15 protein-coding genes, 1 tRNA gene and 1 riboswitch are annotated in these 18,525 nt (G+C 68.8%); of the genes, 13 read left to right on the forward strand and 3 right to left on the reverse strand.

Features of this window, described 5'->3' with window-relative positions; genetic code table 11:
* Window positions 1-17: 17 nt before the first annotated feature.
* The 8 genes from K9S39_RS26890 (at window position 18) to K9S39_RS26925 (ending at window position 9,350) form a co-directional block, all read left to right on the forward strand.
* Window positions 18-1,058: a transglycosylase family protein gene (locus tag K9S39_RS26890; protein WP_283112869.1), complete on the forward strand. Its 1,041-nt coding sequence runs from the start codon at window positions 18-20 to the stop codon at window positions 1,056-1,058.
* A 271-nt stretch (window positions 1,059-1,329) separates the two neighbouring features.
* A riboswitch (cyclic di-AMP (ydaO/yuaA leader) is annotated at window positions 1,330-1,496 on the forward strand.
* 8 nt (window positions 1,497-1,504) lie between these two features.
* On the forward strand, window positions 1,505-2,161 hold the full coding sequence (locus tag K9S39_RS26895; RefSeq protein WP_248865875.1) for a LysM peptidoglycan-binding domain-containing protein: 657 nt from the start codon (window positions 1,505-1,507) through the stop codon (window positions 2,159-2,161).
* A gap of 304 nt (window positions 2,162-2,465) precedes the next feature.
* Window positions 2,466-3,806, forward strand: coding sequence for a phosphopyruvate hydratase (gene eno / locus K9S39_RS26900; RefSeq protein ID WP_248865876.1), 1,341 nt, complete (start codon window positions 2,466-2,468; stop codon window positions 3,804-3,806).
* Window positions 3,807-3,927: 121 nt separating this feature from the next.
* Window positions 3,928-4,410, forward strand: coding sequence for an FtsB family cell division protein (locus K9S39_RS26905; protein WP_248865877.1), 483 nt, complete (start codon window positions 3,928-3,930; stop codon window positions 4,408-4,410).
* Window positions 4,411-4,497: 87 nt separating this feature from the next.
* The gene (locus K9S39_RS26910) at window positions 4,498-5,070 is read left to right on the forward strand and encodes a DUF501 domain-containing protein (protein ID WP_248865878.1); all 573 of its coding nucleotides are present in this window, start codon (window positions 4,498-4,500) and stop codon (window positions 5,068-5,070) included.
* Window positions 5,067-6,008: a Ppx/GppA phosphatase family protein gene (locus tag K9S39_RS26915; RefSeq protein ID WP_248865879.1), complete on the forward strand. Its 942-nt coding sequence runs from the start codon at window positions 5,067-5,069 to the stop codon at window positions 6,006-6,008. The genes K9S39_RS26910 and K9S39_RS26915 overlap by 4 nt, the downstream gene beginning before the upstream one ends.
* A 434-nt stretch (window positions 6,009-6,442) precedes the next feature.
* On the forward strand, window positions 6,443-7,828 hold the full coding sequence (locus K9S39_RS26920) for an NAD(P)/FAD-dependent oxidoreductase (RefSeq protein WP_248865880.1): 1,386 nt from the start codon (window positions 6,443-6,445) through the stop codon (window positions 7,826-7,828).
* 199 nt (window positions 7,829-8,027) lie between these two features.
* Complete coding sequence (locus K9S39_RS26925) at window positions 8,028-9,350, forward strand: class I SAM-dependent methyltransferase (protein WP_248865881.1); 1,323 nt, start codon at window positions 8,028-8,030, stop codon at window positions 9,348-9,350.
* 361 nt (window positions 9,351-9,711) lie between these two features.
* Here the strand turns inward: K9S39_RS26925 and K9S39_RS26930 are convergent, their stop codons facing one another.
* Window positions 9,712-12,246, reverse strand: coding sequence for an ABC transporter permease (locus K9S39_RS26930; protein ID WP_248865882.1), 2,535 nt, complete (start codon window positions 12,244-12,246; stop codon window positions 9,712-9,714).
* Between the two features lie 60 nt (window positions 12,247-12,306).
* Complete coding sequence (locus tag K9S39_RS26935) at window positions 12,307-13,119, reverse strand: ABC transporter ATP-binding protein (protein ID WP_248865883.1); 813 nt, start codon at window positions 13,117-13,119, stop codon at window positions 12,307-12,309.
* Window positions 13,120-13,720: 601 nt separating this feature from the next.
* Between K9S39_RS26935 and K9S39_RS26940 the strand changes: the two genes are divergently transcribed.
* Window positions 13,721-13,802: transfer RNA gene (locus K9S39_RS26940), tRNA-Leu, on the forward strand.
* Window positions 13,803-14,267: 465 nt separating this feature from the next.
* On the opposite strand, the gene K9S39_RS26945 is transcribed toward K9S39_RS26940, so the two are convergent.
* Window positions 14,268-14,495 (reverse strand): hypothetical protein, encoded by a 228-nt coding sequence (locus K9S39_RS26945; protein WP_248865884.1) that lies wholly within the window; start codon window positions 14,493-14,495, stop codon window positions 14,268-14,270.
* 106 nt (window positions 14,496-14,601) lie between these two features.
* Between K9S39_RS26945 and K9S39_RS26950 the strand changes: the two genes are divergently transcribed.
* The 4 genes from K9S39_RS26950 (at window position 14,602) to K9S39_RS26965 (ending at window position 17,637) form a co-directional block, all read left to right on the forward strand.
* Entirely contained in the window at window positions 14,602-15,228 is a 627-nt protein-coding gene (locus K9S39_RS26950) for a hypothetical protein (protein WP_248865885.1), read from the forward strand.
* 1,079 nt (window positions 15,229-16,307) lie between these two features.
* The gene (locus K9S39_RS26955) at window positions 16,308-16,556 is read left to right on the forward strand and encodes a hypothetical protein (protein WP_248865886.1); all 249 of its coding nucleotides are present in this window, start codon (window positions 16,308-16,310) and stop codon (window positions 16,554-16,556) included.
* Window positions 16,557-16,848: 292 nt separating this feature from the next.
* Window positions 16,849-17,169, forward strand: a complete 321-nt coding sequence (locus tag K9S39_RS26960) for a hypothetical protein (protein ID WP_248865887.1) — start codon at window positions 16,849-16,851, stop codon at window positions 17,167-17,169.
* 135 nt (window positions 17,170-17,304) lie between these two features.
* Window positions 17,305-17,637 carry a hypothetical protein gene (locus K9S39_RS26965; RefSeq protein ID WP_248865888.1) on the forward strand — a complete coding sequence of 111 codons (333 nt, stop codon included), beginning with the start codon at window positions 17,305-17,307 and terminating at the stop codon, window positions 17,635-17,637.
* Window positions 17,638-18,525 lie beyond the last annotated feature (888 nt).

Below are 18,525 nucleotides of genomic sequence, written 5' to 3' on the forward strand. Positions count from 1 at the left end.
TCTTTGTCACAGCGGGGGTGACCGGCGCCGGCCTGGCCATGCCGCTGCTCGGCGCCGGCGGTGCACACGCCGCCGACACCGCGACCTGGGACCGGGTCGCACAGTGCGAGAGCGGCGGGATGTGGAGCGCCGCCTCGGGCAACGGCTTCTACGGCGGCCTGCAGCTGACCCGGGAGATGTGGGACGAGTACGGCGGCCGGGCCTATGCCTCGCGCCCCGACCTCGCCAGCCGCTCCCAGCAGATAACCGTGGCCGAGAAGATCCTGGCCGACCGGGGCCCGGACGCCTGGCCCAGCTGCGCCGTGAACGCCGGGCTGACCCAGGACGGCCGCGCGCCGGAGGTCGACCCGGGCGGCACCAGCGCGCCGATCCCCGATCCGTCGGACAGCGCCGACCCCTCGGAGCCTCAGGGCCCCCTGGACCCGTCCGGCTCGACCGGCGGCTCCGGCAGCTCCGACGACTCCGGAGCCTCCGCCGACCCGAGCGATCCGTCCGCCCCCACCGATCACACCGATCACACCGGTCCCTCCGACCCGTCCGATGACGTGACGCCCTCGCCCTCGGTGCCCGGCGGGTCGGACGCCACGGACCCGTCCGACCCCTCCAACCCCTCTGCGGACCCGTCCAGCCCCTCCGAGGCCCCGGACGACTCCTCCGACTCCTCCAAGACCCCTGACCCGTCCGATTCCCCGGCCCCGGGCGACGGCCGTGGCGACGACGCGTCCCAGCACGCCGACCCGAGCCCCACGCCGAGCCACCGGCCCACCAGGGGCAGGCACCGTGGCGACGCGGACGACAGGGAGGGCAAGGGCGAAAACGGAGCGGGTGACGGCGACAGGCCGTCGGGCCGGCATGCCTCGCGCGGCGACGGCGCGCACCGTACGCCTCCGGCGGCCGACGGCGAGTACACCGTGCGCCCGGGTGACAGCCTGTCAGCCATCGCGGCGGCCAACGAGCTGCCGGGCGGCTGGCCCGCGCTCTACGACCGGAACAAGGACGTCATCGGCTCCGACGCGGACCTGATCCGCCCAGGTCAGCTCCTCGACCTCGGGGACTGAACGGGGAATCAGGGCCTTCCTGATGGGGCACCGCCCCCCTTCGGGGAAAGTGAGACATGGATCTCGTCCCGCGGGGCGGTGTCCGACCCGTCCGGCTTTTCCATACCGCGTCCTGCCTGCGGAAATATGAGCCCCTCGTGATCAAAAGCTGTCAACTTGACTTAGAAGAGGGGGTTTGAACGGTAAGGCGGTTACTGCTTACGGTCGGGACCGCTCGCCAAAGCGGGCTCTTCGATCACACGCCGAATCCTGCCGGTGGTCGGAGGCAGTCGACGCGCAAGCGCCGAAGGCAGGAGCGGGGGACCCAAGGTAAGCGCCGGCCCCACCCGTGAAAGCGGGCCGACCGGCTTGGGGTGAAGCCACGTGCGACAACACGTGGCCGGGCAGCTCACAGCCCGAACCCGACAGCTCACCTCGCAGGCGTCGGTGAGGAAACGATTCCAGACATGCTGATCAACAAGGGCAAGCACCGTCGTCCGTCCAAGGCCGTCCGCGTCGCCACCCTGGCCGGTGTCGCCGGCGCCGCCGTGGCCGTCCCGCTGATGGCCGCCTCCTCCGCGTCCGCCGCGTCCGTCTCCACCTGGGAGAAGGTCGCCCAGTGCGAGTCCAGCGGCAACTGGTCGATCAACACGGGCAACGGCTACTACGGTGGTCTGCAGTTCTCCAACTCCAGCTGGGCCGCCGCCGGTGGTACCAAGTACGCCCCGCGCGCCGACCTGGCCACCAAGGAACAGCAGATAGCCGTCGCCGAGAAGCTGCTCGCCATGCAGGGCCCGGGCGCCTGGGGCTGCGCCGCTGCCGGTGGCCTGACCGCCGGTGGCCCGGCCGCCAACGTCGACGCCTCCGGCTCCGCGCAGACCAAGTCCGCGCCGAAGGCCGAGACCGCCAAGCCGGCCCCCAAGCAGGAGAAGGCGCAGCCGGCCCCGAAGGTCGCCCCGCAGAAGTCCAACGGCTCCGGTGACTACACCGTGAAGCCGGGCGACACCCTCGCCAAGATCGCCAAGGCGCACGGCACCGACTGGAAGACGGTCTACGCCGAGAACAAGTCCGTCATCGGCGGCAACCCGAACCTGATCTTCCCGGGCCAGCAGCTCAGCATCTGAGCCGTCCCGCATCGCGGAACCGCTCATCCGTGAACCTGCCCCGTCCGGCGCGTCGTCCCCCCCGCGCGCCGGACGGGGCATTTCCATGCCCTTTCCATGCTTTTTCCACGCCCTTCTCCACACGCGTCGTTGTCCGAGCACCGGGCATCCCCCTTCTCCGGGCACCGGACCGCCCCGGCTGCCCGCAAGCCCCTGACCGGCCACGTCCCGTGGTTTCCCCGCTCCGCGAACAATGCCGCGAAAGTCCCGTGAGCTGGGCCTTTGGGCCTCATTTCGTCCCACTGAGCGGGCCAACGGCAAGCGGATGCCCCCAAGCCGGTTAGGCTCGTGCTGCAGAACTCCAGACACCCATGAAGGAGACAACGTGCCGTCCATCGACGTCGTCGTAGCCCGCGAAATTCTCGACTCGCGAGGTAATCCCACGGTCGAGGTCGAGGTCGGCCTCGACGACGGCAGCACGGGGCGTGCCGCCGTGCCGTCCGGCGCCTCGACCGGCGCTTTCGAGGCCATCGAGCTGCGTGACGGCGACCCGAACCGTTACCTGGGCAAGGGCGTAGAGAAGGCCGTCCTGGCCGTCATCGAGCAGATCGGCCCGGAGCTCGTCGGCTACGACGCGACCGAGCAGCGGCTGATCGACCAGGCGATGTTCGACCTGGACGCCACCGACAACAAGGGCTCTCTCGGCGCCAACGCCATCCTGGGCGTCTCCCTCGCCGTCGCGCACGCCGCCTCCGAGGCCAGCGACCTGCCGCTGTTCCGCTACCTGGGCGGCCCCAACGCGCATGTCCTGCCCGTCCCGATGATGAACATCCTGAACGGCGGCTCGCACGCCGACTCCAACGTGGACATCCAGGAGTTCATGATCGCCCCGATCGGCGCGGAGTCCTTCTCCGAGGGTCTGCGCTGGGGCGCCGAGGTCTACCACACCCTCAAGAAGGTCCTGAAGGCCAAGGGCCTGGCCACCGGCCTGGGCGACGAGGGTGGCTTCGCCCCGAACCTGAGCTCCAACCGTGAGGCGCTGGACCTCATCCTGGAGGCCATCAAGGAAGCCGGCTACGCCCCCGGCCAGGACATCGCGCTCGCGCTGGACGTCGCCGCCTCCGAGTTCTACAAGGACGGCAAGTACCAGTTCGAGGGCAAGGAGCGCTCGGCCGCCGAGATGACCTCGTACTACGAGGAGCTCGTCGCCGCGTACCCGCTCGTCTCCATCGAGGACCCGCTGTTCGAGGACGACTGGGCCGGCTGGAAGGTCATCACCGACAGGATCGGCTCCAAGGTCCAGCTGGTCGGCGACGACCTCTTCGTCACCAACCCGGAGCGCCTGGCCCGCGGCATCGAGGAGGGCTCCGCAAACGCCCTGCTGGTCAAGGTCAACCAGATCGGTTCGCTGACCGAGACCCTGGACGCCGTCGAGCTGGCCCAGCGCAACGGCTTCAAGTGCATGATGTCGCACCGCTCCGGTGAGACCGAGGACGTCACCATCGCCGATCTCGCCGTCGCCACCAACTGCGGCCAGATCAAGACCGGCGCCCCGGCCCGCTCCGAGCGCGTCGCCAAGTACAACCAGCTGCTGCGCATCGAGGAGATTCTCGACGACGCGGCGGTGTACGCGGGCCGCTCGGCCTTCCCGCGGTTCAAGGGCTGAGTACCTCAGCTGCGGTAACGCCCCGGCTTTCGTACGTCCCCGCCGACGGTCCCGTACCGTTGCCGGGGACGTACGTGGTCAGGCGACTCATACCTGGTTAGGCGACTCAAGGGGAGGCGACGTGCCCGCGGACCGGTTCTCGACCGCGACCCGACTCAAGGCGCTCGGCGAGCAGGCCGCCGCCCGCGTCTACCGGGCGCGGCCGGCCCGCCGTAACCGTCTCACCGGCCGCGCCGCCCTGCTCGCCCTGGTCATGTGCTCACTGGTCGTCGCGCTCGCCTACCCGATACGGCAGTACATCTCCCAGCGTTCGGACATCAGCGACCAGCGGCGCAAGGCCCAGGAGGCCGCCAGAGAGCTGGACCGGCTGCGCGACGAGAAGGCCCGCTGGCAGGATCCGGCCTACGTCCGCCAGCAGGCCCGGCAGCATCTGCACTACGTCGTGCCGGGCGAAACCGGCTATATCGCCCAGGACGGTTCCGGCTCCGGCACCGTGCGGAAGGGGCCGAAGCCGGCGCCGCGCGCCTGGTACGAGAATCTGTGGGAGGACGTCGACTCCGCCGACAAGCGCCGACCCGAATCCCGTGAACGCGGTAACCCGTGACCCGTAAAGCGGTAACCCGTACGCCCCGCCGCACCACCGTCCAGCACCCCTTGCCCGTCACTTCCTATCCCCTCACCGAAAGCCCACATGGAAACCCCTCCGCCCCAGACCGAGCCCACCGAGCCCACCGCCGCGGACATCGCCGCCTTCAAGGAGCAGCTGGGCCGGCCCCCGCGCGGCCTGCGCGCCATCGCGCACCGTTGCCCCTGCGGGCAGCCGGACGTCGTCGAGACGGCGCCGCGCCTGGAGGACGGCAGGCCCTTCCCCACGCTCTACTACCTCACCTGCCCGCGCGCGGCCTCCGCGATCGGCACGTTGGAGGCCAACGGCGTGATGAAGGAGATGACCGAGCGGCTGGCGACCGACCCGGAGCTGGCCGCCGCCTACCGCGCGGCACACGAGGACTACATCCGGCGGCGGGACGCCATCGAGGTGCTGGAGGGCTTCCCGAGCGCGGGCGGCATGCCCGACCGGGTCAAGTGCCTGCATGTCCTCGTCGGCCATTCGCTGGCCGCCGGCCCCGGCGTCAATCCGCTGGGTGACGAGGCCATCGCGATGCTGCCGGAGTGGTGGAGGAAGGGGCCGTGCGTGGACCCGGCCGAAGGCGCCGACGCCGGCCCCGCCCAGGCTCGGCACGCTCCCGAAGGAGACACCAAGTGAAGCGGGTCGCCGCCATCGACTGCGGTACGAACTCCATCCGTCTGCTGGTCGCCGACACCGACCTGGAGACCGGTGAGATCAAGGACCTGGACCGCCGGATGGAGATCGTCCGGCTGGGCCAGGGCGTCGACCGGACCGGGCGGCTGGCGCCCGAGGCGCTGGAGCGCACCTTCGCCGCCTGCCGGCAGTACGCCGGAGTGATCAAGGAACTGGGCGCCGAACGGACCCGCTTCGTGGCGACCTCCGCTTCCCGGGACGCAGAGAACCGCGCCGACTTCGTCCGGGGCGTGGTGGACATCCTGGGCGTGGAGCCCGAGGTGATCACCGGCGACCAGGAGGCGGAGTTCTCCTTCACCGGCGCCACCAAGGAACTGGCCGGCCGCGCGGACATGCCGGTGCCCTACCTGGTGGTGGACATCGGCGGCGGCTCGACCGAGTTCGTCCTGGGCGACGGCTCCGTACGGGCCGCGCGCTCGGTGGACGTCGGCTGTGTACGGATGACCGAACGCCATCTGCTGCACAACGGCACGATCAGCGACCCGCCGCCCCCGGGTCAGATCACCGCGATAAAGGCCGATATCGCCGAGGCACTGGACCGGGCCGAGCAGACGGTCCCGCTGGGCGAGGCCGCCACCCTGGTCGGCCTGGCCGGTTCCGTGACCACCGTCGCCGCCATCGCACTGGGCCTGAGCGGCTACGACTCGGCGGCCATCCACCACTCCCGGCTCTCCCTCGCCCAGGTCCGGGAGATCACCGGCAGTCTGCTGGCCTCCACCCACGCCGAGCGGGCGGCCATCCCGGTCATGCACCCGGGCCGCGTCGATGTGATCGGCGCGGGCGCGCTCGTACTGCTCTCGATCATGGAGCGCACGGGCGCACAGGAGGTTGTGGTCAGCGAGCACGACATTCTCGACGGGATCGCGTGGAGCGTCACCTGACGCAAGGAGTCCGCCGGCTCCGACGGCCCTGGGTGGTGCGCCGTCTGAGCGCCCTTCAGAGGGTTTGTCAGCGGCTTGTGAGCCCCAGGCCGGCCGGCCTGGGAAGAAAGTTCGTGAAATCCTTCACATGAAAAACCCGCCGCACAGGCGAACATTTTGGCCTTTCGGCCCTCATTCGAAGGCCCTAGGGCTCTTCCACCCGGGGAATGTGTGGTTCCATCTGTGTTCGCGGCGGGCTCTTTTGGAGGGTGGTCCAGCCGTCCGGCGGCCGACAACCCCTGATCAATGGGGGTTTCAACGCCTCGCGTTACACCGTGGTTCCCTACCCGCGCTATGGCGTCGGTCACGAAGTCGGCGGAGTGTAGCAGATGCCTCCCCGGCCCTTGTGAAGGGGCTCACGAGCGACCCCCTATGTGGGGGTGGATACTCGTTGCATGAGCACCACGGAGCGTCCCAGGATCCTCGTTGTAGGCGGTGGGTACGTAGGTCTGTACGCGGCACGCCGCATTCTCAAGAAGATGCGGTACGGCGAGGCGACCGTCACGGTCGTCGATCCCCGTTCGTACATGACGTACCAGCCCTTCCTCCCTGAAGCTGCGGCCGGCAGCATCTCTCCCCGCCACGTCGTGGTTCCGCTACGACGCGTGCTCCCCAAGGCGGAGGTTCTCACCGGCCGGGTGACCACCATCGATCAGGACCGCAAGGTCGCCACGATCGCCCCGCTGGTCGGCGAGGCGTACGAGCTGCCCTTCGACTACCTGGTCATCGCGATGGGTGCGGTCTCCCGTACCTTCCCCATACCCGGCCTGGCCGAGAACGGCATCGGCATGAAGGGCGTGGAAGAGGCCATCGGCCTGCGCAACCACGTCCTGGAGCAGCTGGACAAGGCCGACTCCACGACCGACGAGGAGGTCCGCCGCAAGGCGCTGACCTTCGTCTTCGTCGGCGGCGGCTTCGCGGGCGCGGAGACCGTCGGTGAGGTCGAGGACATGGCCCGCGATGCCGCGAAGTACTACAAGAACGTCAAGCGGGAGGACATGCGCTTCCTGCTGGTCGACGTCGCCGACAAGATCCTTCCCGAGGTCGGCCCGAAGCTCGGCGCCTACGGCAAGGAGCACCTGGAGAGCCGCGGCGTCGAGGTCTACCTCAAGACCGGCATGGACTCGTGCGTGGACGGCCATGTCGTCCTGAACAACGGGCTGGAGGTCGACTCCAACACCATCGTGTGGACCGCCGGCGTCAAGCCGAACCCGGCGCTGTCCCGCTTCGGTCTGCCGCTCGGCCCCCGTGGCCATGTCGATACCGGCGCCACCCTCCAGGTGCAGGGCACCGACTACATCTGGGCCGCGGGCGACAACGCCCAGGTCCCGGACCTGGTCGGCCGCAAGAACGGCAACGAGAACGCCTGGTGCCCGCCGAACGCGCAGCACGCGCTGCGGCAGGCCAAGATCCTCGGCGACAACGTGATCTCCGGGATGCGCGGCTTTCCGCAGAAGGAGTACAGCCACGCCAACAAGGGCGCGGTCGCCGGTCTGGGGCTGCACAAGGGCGTCGCGATGATCGTCTTCGGCAAGGCCAAGATCAAGCTCAAGGGCCGGCTGGCCTGGTACATGCACCGCGCGTACCACGGCATGGCGATGCCGACGTTCAACCGCAAGATCCGGGTCTTCGCCGACTGGACGCTGGCCATGTTCCTCAAGCGCGAGGTCGTCTCGCTCGGCGCCATGGAGAACCCCCGCGAGGAGTTCTACGAGGCGGCCAAGCCGGCCCCCGCCCCGGCGGCCTCGGCCGGCGACAAGCCGAAGGCCAAGGCTTCCTGAAACCCCGGTCGGGTACTCCGACCAGCCCGAAGGGCGTCCGCCATCCGTGGGGCGGGCGCCCTTTGGCGTGTCCGCCCTGGCGGGCGACCGGCCATGTGCGGTTCCCTTGCTGACGAACGGGACTAAATCGGCGCCCATTTGGCGTTTACGTGCTGGGTGAAACTTCTTTGCCCGACTCGTCAACACGGAGGTGTGCGACATGGCCGACGCCGCTGGACGGCTCTCCAAGCTCGCCGAGGAGGTTCTGGGAGTCCCGCTCCCGGTCCGTATTCGCGCCTGGGACCGCAGCGAGTCAGGCCCTCCCGGGGTACCGACACTGGTGATCCGCAGCCGCAGGGCACTGCGCCGTCTGCTGTTCAAGCCGGGGGAACTGGGCCTGGCCCGCGCCTGGGTGGCCGGGGACATCGAGGTCGAAGGCGACCTCTACGAGGCGCTCGACCTGCTCGCCGGCCTGATCTGGGAGCGCGGTACCGCCGCCCCCAAACCGCGGCGGGCCGCCGCCCTGCGCACCCTGGCCCGCCCGGAGGTGCGCGCTGCCGCCCGCGAGCTGCTGGCCCTGGCCGGGCCGCCGATCCCGCCCACACCGCCCGCCGAAGAGGCCCGGTTCCGCCGCGGCCCGCTGCACACCCTGCTCCGCGACAAGGAAGCCATCAGCCACCACTACGACGTCGGCAACGACTTCTACGCGCTGGTGCTCGGCCCGTCGATGGTCTACTCGTGCGCGTACTGGGGGACCGGTGAGGACACCGCCGCTTCCCTTGAGGACGCCCAGCGCGACAAGCTCGACCTGATCTGCCGCAAGCTCGGCCTCCAGGAGGGCCAGCGGCTGCTGGACGTGGGCTGCGGCTGGGGCTCGATGGTGCTGCACGCCGCCCGCGAATACGGCGTACGGGCGGTCGGCATCACCCTCTCCGACGAACAGGCCGCCTACGCCCGTAAGCGCATCGCCGACGCCGGCCTCGCCGACCGGATCGAGATCCGGGTGCAGGACTACCGGGAGATCAAGGACGAGCCGTACGACGCGATCTCCTCGATCGGCATGGCCGAACATGTCGGCCGCGCCCGGTACGCGGAGTACGCGAACGCCCTGTACGCCCTGCTCAAGCCCGGCGGGCGACTGCTCAACCACCAGATCGCCCGGCGTCCTGTGGAGAACGAAGAGGCGTACCACGTCGATGAGTTCATCGACCGTTACGTGTTCCCGGACGGGGAGCTGGCGCCGGTCGGGCAGACGGTCGGTCAGCTGGAGGAGGCCGGCTTCGAGGTGCGCGATGTGGAGGCGATCCGGGAGCACTACGCGCTGACGCTGCGGCAGTGGGTGGCCAATCTGGAGGCCCACTGGGACGAGGCGGTAGGCCTGACGTCCGTCGGCCGGGCCCGGGTCTGGCAGCTCTACATGGCCGCGTCGGCGCTGTCGTTCGAGCGCAACCGTATAGGGGTCAACCAGGTGCTCGCCGTGCGCACCCCGGAGTCCGGGAGTTCCGGCCTGCCGCTGCGTGCGCGGGTGTGGCGTTCCGCCTGACCGCTGCGCTGGGCTGATCACCCACGTACTTGGCTTTCCCGCCATGACGCCTGGCGGCGGGCTGAGTGCCGCTGCGCGGGGCTGTACGTCACGGGGGCGGCCCTCCGGGCTCCGTCCTGCGGGCCGCCCCCTCCCGTGGATGGGTGAAGAAGAACCGGTGGGGGTGTACGTAAGGGACCACGCACACGCAGTGGACCACTTACGTACACCCCCACCGGCCTTATCCAGTCACCTCACGGGAGGGGCCGCGCCGCAGGACGAAGTCCGGAGGCGCGGCACCGCACTCGAAAGCCCACGCCCGCCGCAGGCGCCAGGTCGAGCAACAACCACGGCGGGAAAGCCGAAAACGTGGGCGTGGGTGCTACTCCGTCTTAATGGCGGCGAGCATGTTCAGCCGCGCCGCCCGCCGGGCCGGCCACAGCGCGGCCAGCACGCCGACGACCGCGGCCAGGGCGAGGAAGACGCCCATCCGGCCCCACGGCAGCACCAGCTCGTACGTCGCCATCTGAGCACTGATCAGCTCGCCGACCGCCCAGCCGAAGAACACACCCAGGCCGATGCCGAGGACCCCGCCGAAGAGGGAGATCACCAGCGACTCCAGGCGGACCATGCGCTTGATGCCGCGCCGGTCCAGGCCGATGGCGCGCAGCATGCCGATCTCCTGCGAGCGTTCGAAGACCGACATCGCCAGGGTGTTGATGACACCGAGCACCGCGACGATCACGGCCATGGCCAGCAGGCCGTAGAGCATGTTCAGCATCAGGCTGAACATCTTGGCGATGTTGTCGGAGACGTCCGCCTTGTCGGCGATGGCGATCGCCGGGTTCTCGCCGAGCGCCGTGGCCAGTGCGTCCTTGGTGGCGTCGGTGGCGCCGTCCTTCGTCTTGACCATCACCTGCATATCGGTGATCTGCTTCTGGTGCGGGGCCAGCGTGGCGTTGTCCAGGATGATGCCCCTGAGCATGTCGTTGCCCTGGTAGACGCCCGAGACGGTCAGCGTGCCCTGCTTGCCGTCCTCGAACGTCACCGGGAAGCGGGAGCCGGGCTGCCAGCCCTTCTCCTTGGCGGTGGTGTCGTCCACTACGGCCCGGCCGCCGCGCAGCTCGCCCAGCGAGCCCTTGGTGAAGTCGAGCCGGGTGAGTTTGCCGAAGTCCTTGCCGTTGACGCCCGTCAGATACTCGGTGTCGCCGCCGATACGGGACGGGGAGTTGCGCAGCGGGCTGACGGCGGTGACGTCGTCCAGGCCGTCGAGTGTCTTCGCCACGTCGGGGGAGAGCGGCGTACGGCTGGCCATGGAGACGATGTAGTCGGCCTTGAGCGCGTCGGTGGCCATCTTGTCGATGCCCTTCTGCGCGCTGCCCGCGACCACGGTCATGCCGGTGATCAGCAGCAGCCCGACCATCAGCGCGGAGGCGGTGGCGGCCGTACGGCGCGGGTTGCGGACCGCGTTCTGCCGGGCGAGCTTGCCGGAGATCCCGAAGGCGCGCAGTACCGGCGTGGCCAGCGCGATCAGCGGGCGGGACAGCAGCGGCGTCAGGATGAACACGCCGATCAGCAGCAGGATCGCGCCGAGGCCCATCATGGCCTTGCCGTCGGGCATACCGGTGGCCACCAGCACCCCGGCCGCACCGGCACCGGCGAACAGCGCACCGATGGTGTTGCGGACCACCAGCGACTTGGAGGTGGCGGTGGCGTGCACGCTGCTCATCGCGGCGACCGGCGGGATCTTCGCGGCGCGGCGGCCCGGCAGCCAGGCGGCCAGGACCGTCACGACGATGCCGACCAGCAGCGAGGCCAGGACCGTGGAGAGCGAGACGACCAGCGGACCGTCGGGGACCGTGGCACCGGTGCTGCTCATCAGCGCCCGCAGCCCGGCCCCGATGCCTATACCGGCCGCAAGACCCGCGACGGCGGCGACCGCGCCGACGACGAACGCCTCGATCAGCACCGAGCGGGTCACCTGACGGCGGCTCGCACCGACCGCGCGCAGCAGCGCCAGCTCCTTGGTGCGCTGGGCGACCAGCATGGTGAAGGTGTTGGCGATGATGAAGACGCCGACGAACAGCGCGATACCGGCGAAGGCGAGCAGGGCGTTCCTCATTCCGTCCATGCTCTTGGCGATGAACGCGGCCTCCTCGTCGGCGAGTTGCTTGCCGGTGGTGGTCTCGGCGCCGTCCTCGGGCAGCACCTTGTCGACCGCGGCCTTCAGGGCCGTCTGGGAGGTGCCCGGCGCGGCCTTCACGTCGATCTCGCTGAATTCACCGGGTGCGGCGAACAGCTTCTGGGCGGTCGGGGTGTCGAACAGCGCGAGGCTGCCGCCGGCCACGACCATGCCGTCGTCGGTGGTGAAGATGCCGGTCAGCTTCTGCTCGCGGACCGGTCCGTCGACGGATATCCGGACGGTGTCGCCGACCTTGTAGCCGGCCTTGTCCGCGGTGTGCGCGTCCAGTGCGAACTGGTCCGGGCCCTTGGGGGCGACGCCGTCCCGCATCGGGTAGCGGGCGTCCTTGCCGTCCTTGGCGGGGAAGTAGTTGCCGCCGCGGGTCGTGAAGCCGTCGCCGATCAGCTTGCCGTTCTTGTCGCCGACGGCGGTGAAGCCGGACACGGTGCCGGTGGCGGAGGCGGCGCCGGGCACCTTGCCGGCCGCGTCGAGCAGCTTCTGATCGAGCCGCGGGGCGGCCCCGGGTGCGCCGGAGTCCGGCTCGGACTTCTTCGGCTGGATGGCGACGTCGACGTTGTCGTAGCCCTCTTGGGAGCTGGCCTGGGTCGCGTTGGAGAGGGTCGAGGTGAAGACCAGGGTGCCGGAGACGAAGGCCACGCCGAGCATGACGGCGAGGATGGTCATCAGCAGCCGGGCCTTGTGCGCGAGCACATTGCGCAAGGCGGTACGGAACATGGGTGGATCAGTCCTGGAGAAGAGGTCCGAGAAGTCCGGAGTATGGGTGGCTGCTGCCGGTCAGCTGGTGTGTCCCGGGGCGTCGAAACCGGGGGTCCGGGGGGCACCCCCGGAAAAACGCAGCATCCGCTCCAGAACCATGTCGGCGGTCGGTTCGGGCATGTCGTCTACTATCCGGCCGTCGGCGAGGAAGACCACACGGTCCGCGTACGAGGCGGCGACCGGGTCGTGCGTCACCATCACCACCGTCTGGCCCAGCTCGCGCACGGAGTTGCGCAGAAAGCCGAGGACCTCGGCACCGGAGCGCGAGTCGAGGTTGCCGGTGGGCTCGTCGGCGAAGATGATCTCGGGCCGGGAGGCGAGCGCGCGGGCGACCGCCACCCGCTGCTGCTGACCGCCGGAGAGCTGGCTGGGGCGGTGCTTGAGCCGGCCGGCCAGGCCGACGGTCTCCACGACGCGGTCCAGCCAGGCGCGGTCCGGCTTACGCCCGGCGATGTCCATCGGGAGGGTGATGTTCTCCAGGGCGTTCAGGGTGGGCAGCAGGTTGAAGGCCTGGAAGATAAAGCCGATCTTGTCGCGCCGCAGCTGGGTGAGCTTCTTGTCCTTCAGCCCGGTCAGCTCGACGTCGCCGATCCTGGCCGAGCCGCCGGAGATCGCGTCCAGCCCGGCCATGCAGTGCATCAGGGTCGACTTGCCGGACCCGGAGGGGCCCATGATCGCGGTGAACTGGGCCTGCCGGAATTCGACGGAGACGGCGTCCAGGGCGACCACCTGGGTCTCGCCCTGTCCGTAGACCTTGGTGAGATCCGTGGCGCGGGCGGCCACCGCGGTGGCGCGGGTGGCGGTGGAGACGCCGGAGTGGGTGGTGGTCACGGGGAGGAGCTCCTGTCGGGATGAGGACCGGCTGGTCCGCGGTGGCCGGATGCGGCCGCGTACTGAGGACGGCTTCCATCGTCAGTCAGGACAGGGGACGGGACGTCAACCCCTGTGACCGTCCTTGAACCGACCCTGGGGTGTACCCGCACACCCCCGCTCATCCCTGGGTAGGAGAGGGACCCTGAGAACCGCTTCCCGCCCCGGCCGCGCGACATGGCAGCGTCAGACCGCCTCAGGGTCATGTCAAAACATCATCAGGGCTGCATCGCTCCCCTCCCCGCCAGGCGTTGCCACGCCGACCGAGCCGGACGTCGCCCCGTTCCGGCCGCGCGTCGGACCGATCCGGTAGCCGTACGGCATGGGGCATGGCAGAGCCCCTCGACGGGGCATCGAGTTTCCGTCAATTCGGGCACGAATTTCGTTGTGGCGCCACACCGCAAACGTGGGCCTCAGGCATGTGCCGACGGCCTGTACCGGTCACTGATGCGCCCTCAGTTGCCAATAAAATAAGACAACCTCGGGATGTGCGGCCGATGTGCGCAGTGTGCTGCGGGCTACGCTCGTGCTGCCCTCTCTGAGGTGCCATGGGGGATCCCAGGCCCGGATGGTGGAATGCAGACACGGCGAGCTTAAACCTCGCTGGCCTTCGGGCCGTGCCGGTTCAAGTCCGGCTCCGGGCACACTGCGCCACAAGCCTTCTGACCTGCGAAAACAAGGCAATGAAGGTGCTCGGCGGAGTGACGGACGAAGCCGCGCGGCGCCGGCCGACGGGGTGGGGCAAGGGGCCCGGGTGCACCACCGCCGGGGATGTGATTGACGACCGTTCCGCTTCCGCTACGGGTTCCGCGTTTCCGTGCCTCCTCGCAGAGAAAACCGAACGGCGATCGACGGCCGCACGCCGAACGCCTGCCGCAATCAACTTGAATGTTGGATTTCCCCCGGCGTCGGGAATGCGCCATCCACAGCACCGAACACTTCGTCACGGACTCCTCGCCCCGCATGAAGTGACACGGAACGCCGCGTGCCCGAACTCCGCCTGCCCGAACACGGCCACGGCGTACCGCCGTTCACGGGTGGATCGGCCAACCGGGCGAGGCGGCAACCAGGCGAGGCGGCCGGCTGGACGAGGTGGCCAACAGCACGACCTAGCCGCCCCATTCCTCGGGCCCTCCGCCCAGCCAGTCGATGAGATCGGTCTCCTCGACCTCCACCTCATCCAGCGGGACATGCTCCGTCAGCCGGGCGTGCCGCAGGAACTTCACCAGATCCTCGATCCGGTGGGCGACCCCCAGGGGCCGGCCGTCGACCGTCACGCGCCGCGCCCCGCCGGGACCCGGCGGGTGGACGGTCACGCGTGGTGGCTTCTCGTACATGACACCAGGCTGCGGCCGGCACGGGCGGGGCGCATGTCGCGGGCCCGCTCCAGCCGCCGGACCCGGCGGACACATGATGACGGGCCGCCGCGGTGGGGGTGCCGCGGTGGCCCGTCTCTCCTTCCGGTTGTCAGAAAAGGCCACCGCCCCCGAAGAGGCTGTCACCCCCGCCATGGCCGTGGCCGCCGTGGCCGTGGCCGCCGTGGCCGTGGCCCCCGTGCCCGTGACCGCCATTCCAGACATCGGGACGATCGAGCTTGCCGTTCCAAACGTCAGGACGATCGAGATTGCCGTGCCAAACGTCGGGACGATCGAGCTTGCCGTGCCAAACATCGGGGTGCTGGTGGTCGAAGCCATGGCAGAACCCACCCCAGATATGGGGGGTATCAACCGTCACCTTCACGTTGTCATGGTGATGGTGATGGCCGTGGTGATGGTGATGGTGGTGGTCCTTCTTCTTTTTCTTCCCATCGTCATGGTGATGATGGTGATGGAGGTTGTCCTTCACGTGGTGATGCTGTTGGTAGCCGTCGCGGTGGCCGCAGCCACCACCACCGGCCTGGGCCACACCACTGAGCGGGATGATGGCAACGGCGGCAATCGCCGCGGCGGCCACGGAGTGTCCTATGTACCTGCGCATGACATTCTCCTGATTAGCGGGAAATCTGACAATCCGATGGATACCGCGTTCCCTTGCGAATCCCGCAGACACGACGAAGAGCCACCCCAATAGCTTCAAGGTTTGCTCCACCCGTGACGTGCATCAGGCAGAACGAGCTGGTGGGCGGCCCGGTCAGGGCCGGATGACCACAAGACCGTGCTATCGGTGTCCCCGCCGCGCGGCGGCAGTCGACCACCAGTGGATACGCCCCAACGGGACGAGCCATCGCGTCGGCGCCGATGCCCTGGTGCCGGATCAGTGCATCGGCCGGCCGCGCAAGACGGACGTCGCCGCCCTCGCGGCCGAGCAGCACCAGCACGCCCCGGTGAAGACACCCGTGCCTCGGGCCGGGCCACATGTTGGAGCGGTGCCGAGCGACGCAGCGGACGAACGCGACCCTCACCGTGCCCCCAACCCCTTGCCCTCCGTGCCGATCCCCCGCCCCCGAACCGACCCGCGGGCCGATCGAACACGTCAATACCGCTTACGGCTCCACGAAGTTGGCATACGGCGGCTCGCGTGGCTCTGGTCCAGGCACCACATGGCCGGGACGGCAGCTTCAACTGCACGCTCTCGACACCAGCCTCCGATATCGATCGCACCGCATCGATCGCACCGCTGAATTCTCATCATCGCGCCCGCGAAGGGTTACCGGGGCTGTCACCGACAGGAGTTGTCCGGGCATCAGGGCGGCCTTCGTATGATCCTGAACTCGGTTAAGCGGTACGGAAACTGGGCACGAAGTCCGTGGCGCTGGTCCTGCTCCGGCAAGGCCACCCGCGGGAATGCGTCCGCAGGACTGCCACGCGTCAACTGCGGTCGGGCCGGGGACCACATATGTGCCAACTTGCAGCGGATCCAGCACCGTCCGCACCTCATTGACGGAGCCTTACCGGGATCGGTCTGCCCTTCGAACCGCCATGCCCGGCCCGGCCGCCACCACGAATTCAAGCTCAGTGACACGAGGTAAAGCTCGATAAGACGTGGGAGAGCAGCGTGGCGAATGCCGTTGCGGCGCGGGAGATTTGTTGCGTGGCCGGACACGGAACGCGCAGCGTCGTGGAACCCCCAAGATGACTACTGCTAGTGTGCATCCAGTCACAGTAGGCAATCAGCCTCTATGTACCAGGTAATGAAGGACCGAGGGTTCCATGCGCAAGCTTCAGCAGATCGTGATCGTCGCCGCTGCGGCCGGCGGTCTGACCGCCGTCGGTGCCGGCGCCGGCACCGCCTTCGCCGGTGACAAGGGCCACGGCCCAAAGGTGAAAGAGCTCTACCGTCCGTACCAGGAGTGCAGTCCGCAGACGTTTGCCGAGAGCAACCTCCCGATCGGCGTGCTCGCCGTCCCGCAGACCTGGGGCACCACCTGCGGCCAGTTCAACCACGCGTTCACTGGCTGAGGCCGGGAGCGGCCGCACTCGACGTTCGTTGCAGGCCCTTCGGGGGACACCCCGGGGGGCCTCTTCGTTTGCGGCATGCCCGAACGAGGCGTGTGCGGTGGGATTTACGGACTTTGTGCAGTGTGATTGAACGACGATTCCGTCGCGGGATGGCACCCGGGGCGGCGTCCGATTGTGATGGTCATGGAATCCGGCGCGTCGTCGGGTTGTTACGGGAATTTCGTATTAGCTTGCCGTAACTGTACGAAGTCGATCGGTCACCGATCGCATCCGTTCAATCCCCGGAGTTGAAATGCGCAAGCTTCGTAAGGCTGCCGTCGTGGCAGCCGTTCTCGGCAGCGTCGGCTTCCTCGGCGCCGGTACCGCCGTCGCTGATGGGCACGGTGGGCACGGCCACAAGGACGGCACCAGGATCGGCCTCAGCCAGGGCAACCACTGCCGGTCGCACGACATCAACGTCAACATCCTCGGCGAGGTCGGCCTCGTCAACGGCCTCCTGGGCGGCGCGCTCGGCGGCGAAGGCTCGCCCGGCGCCCAGTCCACCCCGATGGGCTCGGAGCTGGGCTGCAACAACGCAGCCGACTTCGGCCAGCACCAGAAGAAGAAGCACTAGTAGTGGCAAGGGGTCCCGGCGTCCTGGCCACGGGCCGGGCGCCGGGACCCGCTTTTCAACCGTCTTCAGACCCAGGACACGGGCCGTTCGCGGCACATGGCGCCTGGGCATCGATCACTAAAGGGGAACGCAGTCATGTTCAGTCGGAAGAGGATCGCAGTCGTCTCGGGGATTCTGAGTGGCCTCGTCGTGACCTGCGCCGGCGCCACCCAGGCGTACGCCGAAGCGGCCTCGGTCAACTGTGGTCGCAACACCCGGGGCATCATCACCTGCACTCAATCCGGTTACACCAGCGACAACACCCCGTACGTCGTCCGCCAGACGCAGGACTGCCTGCCGCTGAGGCCCGTCAAGCTGCCCACGGACGGTGTGGTGAACACGAGCACCCTGATCGGGCCCTCCGTGTCCTGCTCCAACTCGTCGGCACCGTCGGGTGGAGGCGCCGAGCCGCCCGGCCCCGGATTCTGAGCCCCAGAGGCCGGCATACGAGCCTCGGACGGGGCTTGTCCGGGTCGGGTTGGCCTGCGCGACATGCTCCCCGTCTCACGTGAAGCCGGAGGCTCGTAGAGCATCCTCTCGAACGGTGGATGGCCGGACCGGTTTGATCCCGGACCCGGCCATCCACCGTTCTCTTGCCCGCGAACGCAGGGCGCGGGGATGGAAACCAGAGCCCCCAATCGGCACTATTCCGGTCGGAATATCCGACCGTCACAACGACATGCCATGCGACGGTCGTTGGTCGCCAGAGCCGATGTCGTGGTGTGCAGGTGTTCGTCGGAAAGGTGAGGCGGAGTAAGGCCGGCAGACTAACTAGGCTGTGAACGCGGCGTGTTGGTGTACGAAACGTAATCGCGATATTCGGCGGGTCTGGCGCGCAAAGCCGTGGTCGGATTCAGGAGCATGAAGGACGGGGCGTCGAAGGTCATACCGGCCACCGTTCCATTGCGCCTTCCGTGGCGCGGCTCTGTTCGCGGCGCCACCAACACCCCGAATAATTCCCGCCAGTGGGCAAATGGGTGACCGCGCATCGGCTCCCGTGACCCGGTCGGGGGGAAGGCTCGTTGCTCTCCGGGAGGGAGCAGCGAATGGGCCGTGCGCAGACACCGGTGGAAACGCTCATTCTGTGGTGACGTGGGCCGTCCGCGGCGGCTGCGACCCTCCAATCTCCCTGATGGGATGTCAAATGAGTCTTCAGCAGGCTTCTTTCGCGCTGGCCGGTTCGCGCGGCGCGCCCGGCCGTCTCCTGCGTTTCGTTGGCCATGACCGGTCGAGGCCCCGGCCCTCTCGGCGCGACACCGCCCGCACTCAGCGGGCCGCACGGCTCACCGGTTTGCCAATGAACGTGAAAAAAGGGGG

Origin of the sequence: Streptomyces halobius, assembly GCF_023277745.1 — a bacterium.
Classification (GTDB): Bacteria; Actinomycetota; Actinomycetes; order Streptomycetales; family Streptomycetaceae; genus Streptomyces; species Streptomyces halobius.

Bases quoted from the DNA above. Each gene is read 5' to 3' on its own strand.
- K9S39_RS26945 (WP_248865884.1), bottom strand. From the start codon at position 14,495: ATGTACGAGAAGCCACCACGCGTGACCGTCCACCCGCCGGGTCCCGGC.
- K9S39_RS26910 (WP_248865878.1), top strand. From the start codon at position 4,498: ATGGAAACCCCTCCGCCCCAGACCGAGCCCACCGAGCCCACCGCCGCG.
- K9S39_RS26920 (WP_248865880.1), top strand. From the start codon at position 6,443: ATGAGCACCACGGAGCGTCCCAGGATCCTCGTTGTAGGCGGTGGGTAC.
- K9S39_RS26930 (WP_248865882.1), bottom strand. From the start codon at position 12,246: ATGTTCCGTACCGCCTTGCGCAATGTGCTCGCGCACAAGGCCCGGCTG.
- K9S39_RS26895 (WP_248865875.1), top strand. From the start codon at position 1,505: ATGCTGATCAACAAGGGCAAGCACCGTCGTCCGTCCAAGGCCGTCCGC.
- K9S39_RS26955 (WP_248865886.1), top strand. From the start codon at position 16,308: ATGCGCAAGCTTCAGCAGATCGTGATCGTCGCCGCTGCGGCCGGCGGT.
- K9S39_RS26925 (WP_248865881.1), top strand. From the start codon at position 8,028: ATGGCCGACGCCGCTGGACGGCTCTCCAAGCTCGCCGAGGAGGTTCTG.
- eno (WP_248865876.1), top strand. From the start codon at position 2,466: ATGCCCCCAAGCCGGTTAGGCTCGTGCTGCAGAACTCCAGACACCCAT.
- K9S39_RS26960 (WP_248865887.1), top strand. From the start codon at position 16,849: ATGCGCAAGCTTCGTAAGGCTGCCGTCGTGGCAGCCGTTCTCGGCAGC.
- K9S39_RS26965 (WP_248865888.1), top strand. From the start codon at position 17,305: ATGTTCAGTCGGAAGAGGATCGCAGTCGTCTCGGGGATTCTGAGTGGC.